Below are 6842 nucleotides of genomic sequence, written 5' to 3'. Positions count from 1 at the left end.
GCCGCCTCTTCCGCGCCGATGAGCTGCTGCTACGCTTCAGCAATGGCGAGGAACGCGTGTACGAAAAGCTCTGTGCGGGCGGCCCCGGAGCGGTGCTGATGGTGCCCATTCTGGACGACGGCCGGGTCGTGATGATCCGGGAGTACGCCGCCGGCATCGATGACTATCACCTGGCGCTGCCCAAGGGCGCCGTGGACCGGGGCGAGGAGATTCTGGATGCCGCCAACCGGGAGTTGAAAGAGGAAACCGGCTATGGCGCCCGGGATCTGCGTTTTCTCAAGCGGATGCACCTCTCGCCCGCCTATATGGAGCACGGCATCAACGTGATTCTTGCCCGGGGTCTGTACCCGGAATCACTTGAGGGAGACGAGCCGGAGCCGATTGAAGTGGTTCCGGTGGCGTTCGACGACCTGCTGGAGCTGGTCATCCAGGATGAAGTGTGCGAAGGCCGCTCGATCGCCGCGTTGTTTTACGCCAAAGCCTGGCTCGAAAAACACGGCTGAATGGCCCCGATTTTGCGCTTATAACCTGCACAGTCGAGCCATGCGCCAAACGGCCATTTTGGTAACAAAACAGTCTATTGGAACACAGAACAGCGCGGGGATATTGGACTATTCTATAACACTAAAGGACACGCAAGGAGATTGACCATGACCCGACCCAACCACGCCTTCAGCGCCTCGCTCAAGGGGACCGAGCAACTCCGTGAAAAACTCATCGGAGAGATCACCCGCTTTGAACGCCAACTCGATGCCCTCAAAGCCAGCGATGAACCCGTCGATTTCAGCATGATGCAAACCTACAAAGAGTTGATCCACTCCCGCCGGGACATGCTGGCTCAGTTACCCGCATCGTTTTAATGACGAGAGCGTCTGCAACCCGCTGAATTTTCGCTATACTGGCACCCTGACAATCCCATAACACACAAGGATTCAATGGATGCTGGTTACCAATCTCGAGATCGTACCGGGCCGTAAAGTCAAAGATCATCTGGGCCTGGTTCAGGGCAGCACCGTGCGCGCCAAGCACGTCGGTCGTGACATTGCCGCCTCGTTCAAGAACGTCTTTGGTGGCGAACTCAAAGGTTACACGGAACTCCTCAACGACTCCCGCCAGGAAGCCATTGAGCGGATGAAAGCCCAGGCAGAATCCATTGGCGCCAACGCCGTACTCAATGTGCGTTTCTCCACCAGTTCCGTCGCCCAGGGCGCCGCCGAATTGTTTGTCTACGGCAGCGCCGTGGTGCTTGAGGACTGAACGCATGAACACACTCATGTCGCTGCAGTTGCTCGGGCCGCTGATATTCGGCCTTGTGCTTCTGGCAACCGGTTTTGTCTCCGGTCGCATTCTCGAGCGTCGCCACTACCAGCGTATTATCGAAGCCGAAACACGCCCCGGCCAGGTCATGGTCTTTTCCGAACGCCTACCACCCCCGGAACTGACCCCACCGCAAACCCAACTGGTCATGGGCTCCGTCGTCGTATCAGTGGACTACTTCAAACGCTTTATCGCCGCCCTGCGGTTGCTGGTGGGTGGTCGCCTGAACAGCTACGAATCCCTGATCGACCGGGCACGTCGTGAAGCACTGCTGCGACTGCGCGAGGAAGCCGCTGCACTGGGCGCCGACCGGGTGTTCAATATCAAATTTGAAACCGCCGCCATCGCCGGCCGAGGCCGGGAAAATAGCGTCGGCTCACTGGAAGTACTCGCCTACGGCACGGCACTGATTCCACCGCGCTGATGGGTTATCAGAACCGACAGCCTCCAGAGGGCATCAACTACGAACCCCAGGGTTGGCAGCGGGATTTCATCCTCCTGGTACTCGGTTTTGCCGCCGGCCTGGCACTGCTGACCTGGCTGGTCATTCTGGTGTTGGGCTGGAGCGCCCGCTGGATTCCCTTCTCCTGGGAGCAGTCGCTCAGCGACTCCCTGAATGAACAGCTCGAACCGACCGAACGCACCGAATACCTGCAAACACTGACGGACGAACTGGCTCGGGCCGGCGGCCTCAACCCGAAGCTGAATGTTGTGGTTCATCACCAGGAGCAGGAAACTGTCAACGCGTTTGCCACGCTCGGTGGCCACATTATTGTGCTGGACGGATTGCTTGACGAAGTAGACAGCGAACAGGGCCTCGCCTTTGTGCTCGCGCACGAAATTGCCCACATCCACTATCGACACCCGCTGCAGAATGCTGCCCGACAGACCGGACTCGGACTGATCAGCGCACTGATTTTCGGGCGGGGTGACCTGAACTGGCTCGCCGGCTCCGGTGGCCAACTTGCGATGCTGGACTACTCCCGAAAGATGGAGCGCGAAGCCGATGCCTGGGCCCTGGAAGCGCTGCACAACCACTATGGCCACGTGGCAGGCGCAGACTCACTGTTCCGCTGGCTGGCCGAACAACAGCAAGCCGGCGCCCTACCCGAGTGGCTGTCCACCCACCCGGACACCGAGGCACGACTGGAGCGCCTTGAGCAACTATCCAACGCCCGTGGTTACCGGACCGACGGCACGCTAACAACCATTCCCAACGTCTCGCCGTAACCGATTTTTACACTCCCTCACAACCTGAAGGCAAAAAAGCCAATCAGTCTTCATCCGTTTTATTGACGGTATCGCTGACAATACGACCATCCACCAGATTAATCGTGCGATCGCAGGTGGCGGACAGCCGGGGGTCGTGGGTGACCAGCAGGACCGCGCAGCCGCGTTCGCGATGGACCTTGCGGAAAAGTTCAAACACTTCGGCGGCGGTTTGGGTGTCTAGGTTGCCGGTCGGCTCATCGGCCAACAGCAGCGCCGGTTCGGTGATCAACGCCCGGGCGATGGCGATCCGCTGTTGCTGGCCGCCGGAGAGTTGGTTGGGCTTGGTATTGGCGTATTTCTCCAGCCCCACGGCGACCAGAAGCTCCCGCGCCTTGTCCCGAGCCTGTTGGTCGGGCTTGCCGTGGGTCAGCATCAGGGGCATCAGGACATTGTCGATGGCCGTAAACGCATTGATCAGGTGATGGAACTGAAACACAAACCCGATGCTGGAACCGCGCAGAGCCGTCCGGCCGGAGTCGTCCATTCCACTGGTGGCCTGTCCGAGCAGATACAGCTCACCACGGGTGGGGCGGTCCAGTAAACCAATCACATTCAGCAAGGTACTTTTGCCCGACCCCGAGGGACCAATCAGCGCGGCAAAATCGTTGCGGCCAATGGTCAGATCCAGGCCGTGCAACACTTCCACTTCATTGGGCTGACCGACATTGTAGGACTTCCTGAGCCCGTCGAGCCGAAGCACTTCCTCGGGCGTATCAGACATAGCGAATGGCCTCCACCGGGTCCAGTCGTGCCGCGCGGCGTGACGGCACGGCGGCGGCCAGTACCCCGGTCAGAGTGGCCAGCAGCAGCGTGGCCGCCACCAGACCAGGCGGTACCGGAATATAAAACAGCCCCGGGCCAAAGGTGTTGAATACCCACACCAACCCGTAGCTCGCCGCAATGCCCATCACCGAGCCCAGCAAGCCCAATACCGCCCCCTGAATCAGAAACACCCGCAGAATCTGAGCCCGTGTCGCACCGGTCGCGCGCAGAATGCCGATTTCGCGGGTACGCTGTACCACACTCACCGACAGCACGCTGGCAATACCAAAGGCCACGGAAATGGCCACAAACACGATAATCATATTGGTGGACAGGCTCTGGGCCGTCAGGGCGTTCATCAACTGGGCATTGGTTTCAATCCAGCTCTGCGCATCCAGGCCGATCAGACGCTGAACCCGGTCGGCAACCTGATCCGCAGTGAAAATATCCGGCACGGTCAGGTCAATCACCGTCACCCCGCCCGGTAAGTCCAGCAGCGACTGTGCCTGCTTCAAGTCCATATACACGTAGCGTTCATCCAGCTCCCGGACGCCCAGTTCAAAAATGCCGGAAATATTCACCACCGCGCCGTTCTGCTCGCCGGATTCCAGGCGCAGCTTTTGCCCCTGGCCCACGCCAAGATCCTCAGCCAGACGCGCCCCAATCAGCACGTCGTCCGCGCCCACGCGCAACTCGCCGGCCACCATGTAGTCGTCCAGAGGAATGATCCGCTGATAGCGTTCCGCATCAATGCCCACCAGTGCCACCGACTCCAGCGCTTCACCTCGACGCACAAAGGCGGGGCCGGACACCACCGGAGACACCGCACTCAGGCCGGGCAGTTGGTCGAGGGTTGCGGTGATTTCCTGCCAATTGTTGATCGAGCGCAGGCGCTGCGGGCGTTTGTCTTCCAGCACCAACTGCAACGTTCCCGGCGAGGCCGGATGCACCCGATTGACTTCCTCCGGCGCCAGCAGCCGGATATGGGCCTGGGTGCCCAGAGTGCGCTCAATGGTGTTGCTCTGCAGACCCTGAATCAGCGCGGTGATAAATACGATCACCGCCACACCTACGGCCACGCCGATGGCAATCATCAGCGATTGCGTGCGCCCCTCGCGCAAAAAGCCGATGGCGAGGGTCCACTCTGTCCATAAACGTTTCGGCCGAACCATCAGTCAAAGTTCATCGGTGATTCATTTCGGGAGGCGGCATCGTCGCGGTCGCTCGACACCGGCGCTTGCCGCTCAACAAAACGCACGCGTTTGCCCTCGGTCAGTTCCGTCACCATATCCGCCACCACCCGGTCGCCCTCGCTCAGTCCATTCTCCACCTCGGACATGGCCAATCCGCGCAGGCCCAGGGTCACCGCCTGGCGCTGCACCCGGCCATCGCGCACCAGAAACAGTTCGGCTTCTCGGCCCCGTACCGACCTCAGGGCATCGTTGGGGACAGCCCGCGCATTGTCTCGTCGCCCGGTTTCGATGGTGACCGACACGGTCATATCCTGGCGGACAAACGCCGGCACCGGATCGACGGCAAGGCGCACTTCCACCGTGCCGCTTTGCGGGTCGATACTCGGCGCAATAAATTTGACGCGCGCGGGAAAGGGTTGATTCGGATAGGCGTCGGCAATGGCCGTGGCTTTCTGTTCCAGGGCCAGGCGGGACAGGTTGCGCTCATCCAGCGGCACGCGGATTTCCATGCCCCCTTCCAGCGCGATGGTAAAGAGCACGCGGCCAGGCTGCACCAGATCGCCGGGATCGACATTGCGGGTCAAGACCGTACCGGCGACCTCGGAGCGCACCTCGGTTTTGGCAAGCTGGGCGCGCAGCGCGGCCAGGCGCTGCTCCAGTCGGCGCTCCTCCACATTACCCGGCGCCAGAGCGGAGACCGTCAAGCGCGCCGAGTCTACGGTGGCCTGGGCCAGTCGTTCGGCCTCTTGCGCCTGCTCCAATGCCTCGGCCGACAGCTGCGAGCGCTCTGCCAGGGCTTGCCGTCGCGCGGTTTCCCGCCGCGCTTGGGCCAGCTCCGATTCCGCCCGCTCCAGATCAATGGCCGCCTGTGGGCGCCGGGTGGTCACCAGCTCCTCCAGGGCCGCTTCGGCCTGACGCACCTCGGCGGCAATATCCTCGGCGCTCAGCACCAGCAGCAGATCCCCCGGCGCGACGGTATCCCCTTCCTGTACCCGGCGTTCCTTCACCACGGCGGTAATTTCGCTGCCGACCTGGGCGCGGGAGGCGGTCATCACCCGACCGGTGCCGACCACCGTCTGTACCAGCGGTACCGGCTCAATGACATAGCCTTCGACCTCCGGCCCCCGCCAGCTTTGCCAGCCAAAATAAAGGACGATCAAAGCCACAATGGCCAGAGGAACCACAACTTGGGTTGAAACGCGACGCACTCTGACTCTCCCGGTGAATGCTCTCTATGAAAACGTAGAATCTCACATCAATACCGCTATGACTACGCAATCCGGAGCGGAAAAGGCAAACGCCGGGCACAAAAAAACCCGCGCCGCCAGAAAGACGACGCGGGTTTTTCAGGGCAACCGCTTAAATATCGAAGCGGTCGGCGTTCATCACCTTGGTCCAGGCGGCGATGAAGTCCTTGACGAACTTCTCCTGGTTATCGTCCTGGGCGTAGACCTCGGCGTAGGCCCGGAGGATGGAGTTGGAGCCGAACACCAGATCGGTGCGCGTTGCGGTCCACTTCACATCACCGGACTTGCGGTCAACAATCTCGTAGAGATTCTTGCCTTTGGGCTCCCAGCGATAAGCCATATCGGTCAGGTTGACAAAGAAGTCGTTGGTCAGCTGACCTTCGCGATCGGTAAACACACCGTGCTTGGTACCACCGTGGTTGGTACCCAGAGCGCGCATGCCACCGATCAGTACGGTCATTTCCGGCGCGGTCAGTCCCAACAACTGGGCACGATCCAGCAACAACTCCTCCGGCTTGACGATGTAATCTTTTTTGAGCCAGTTACGGAAGCCATCGGCGACCGGCTCCAGCGGCTCAAAGGAGTCCACATCGGTCATCTCGTCAGAGGCATCGCCACGGCCCGGTGCAAAGGGCACGTTCACCTTGTGACCGGCGGCTTTTGCGGCCTGCTCGATACCGACACTACCGCCCAACACGATCACATCGGCCACGCTCACACCGGCGTCCGCCGCGATCTTCTCGTACACCTTCAGTACCTTGGCAAGACGCTCCGGCTCGTTACCGGCCCAGTTCTTCTGTGGTGCCAGACGAATTCGCGCGCCATTGGCACCGCCACGCATATCGGAGCCACGGAAGGTGCGGGCACTGTCCCAGGCGGTGCTGACCATCTCACCGATGCTCAGACCACTGTCGGCGATCTTGGCTTTGACCGCATCCACGTCGTAGTCTTTCTTGCCGGCCGGGACCGGGTCCTGCCAGATCAGGTCTTCGGCAGGTACGTCGGGGCCGAGGTAGCGCGCCTTGGGCCCCATGTCGCGGTGGGTCAGCTT

9 protein-coding genes are annotated in these 6842 nt (G+C 61.0%); 5 read left to right on the top strand and 4 right to left on the bottom strand.

Annotated features, from left to right (window positions below):
• The 5 genes from nudE to B3187_RS15530 all read left to right on the top strand — a co-directional run.
• Positions 1-503: ADP compounds hydrolase NudE (gene nudE, locus B3187_RS15550; protein ID WP_286807371.1), on the top strand; the 503-nt coding region annotated here is incomplete at its 5' end.
• Positions 504-650: 147 nt separating this feature from the next.
• The gene (locus B3187_RS15545; protein ID WP_024462066.1) at positions 651-860 is read left to right on the top strand and encodes a hypothetical protein; all 210 of its coding nucleotides are present in this window, start codon (positions 651-653) and stop codon (positions 858-860) included.
• A gap of 79 nt (positions 861-939) precedes the next feature.
• The gene (locus B3187_RS15540; protein WP_024462065.1) at positions 940-1257 is read left to right on the top strand and encodes a YbjQ family protein; all 318 of its coding nucleotides are present in this window, start codon (positions 940-942) and stop codon (positions 1255-1257) included.
• Positions 1258-1261: 4 nt separating this feature from the next.
• Positions 1262-1741, top strand: coding sequence for a YbjQ family protein (locus B3187_RS15535; RefSeq protein ID WP_051174465.1), 480 nt, complete (start codon positions 1262-1264; stop codon positions 1739-1741).
• Complete coding sequence (locus B3187_RS15530) at positions 1741-2547, top strand: M48 family metallopeptidase (RefSeq protein ID WP_286807370.1); 807 nt, start codon at positions 1741-1743, stop codon at positions 2545-2547. Before B3187_RS15535 ends, B3187_RS15530 begins: the two co-directional genes overlap by 1 nt.
• Before the next feature lie 43 nt (positions 2548-2590).
• Here B3187_RS15530 and B3187_RS15525 read toward each other — a convergent pair whose 3' ends face one another.
• The 4 genes from B3187_RS15525 to B3187_RS15510 form a co-directional block, all read right to left on the bottom strand.
• The gene (locus tag B3187_RS15525; RefSeq protein ID WP_286807369.1) at positions 2591-3310 is read right to left on the bottom strand and encodes an ABC transporter ATP-binding protein; all 720 of its coding nucleotides are present in this window, start codon (positions 3308-3310) and stop codon (positions 2591-2593) included.
• Positions 3303-4523 (bottom strand): ABC transporter permease, encoded by a 1221-nt coding sequence (locus B3187_RS15520; RefSeq protein ID WP_286807368.1) that lies wholly within the window; start codon positions 4521-4523, stop codon positions 3303-3305. The genes B3187_RS15525 and B3187_RS15520 overlap by 8 nt, the downstream gene beginning before the upstream one ends.
• The gene (locus tag B3187_RS15515) at positions 4523-5752 is read right to left on the bottom strand and encodes an efflux RND transporter periplasmic adaptor subunit (protein WP_286807367.1); all 1230 of its coding nucleotides are present in this window, start codon (positions 5750-5752) and stop codon (positions 4523-4525) included. Before B3187_RS15515 ends, B3187_RS15520 begins: the two co-directional genes overlap by 1 nt.
• A 151-nt stretch (positions 5753-5903) precedes the next feature.
• Positions 5904-6842: peroxidase family protein (locus tag B3187_RS15510; protein WP_349678210.1), on the bottom strand; the 939-nt coding region annotated here is incomplete at its 5' end.

Origin of the sequence: Marinimicrobium sp. UBA4209 (assembly GCF_002381585.1) — a bacterium.
Classification (GTDB): domain Bacteria; phylum Pseudomonadota; class Gammaproteobacteria; order Pseudomonadales; family Cellvibrionaceae; genus Marinimicrobium; species Marinimicrobium koreense.
Note: the sequence above shows the minus strand (reverse complement) of the source record. Positions and strands in the feature narration are given on the sequence as shown.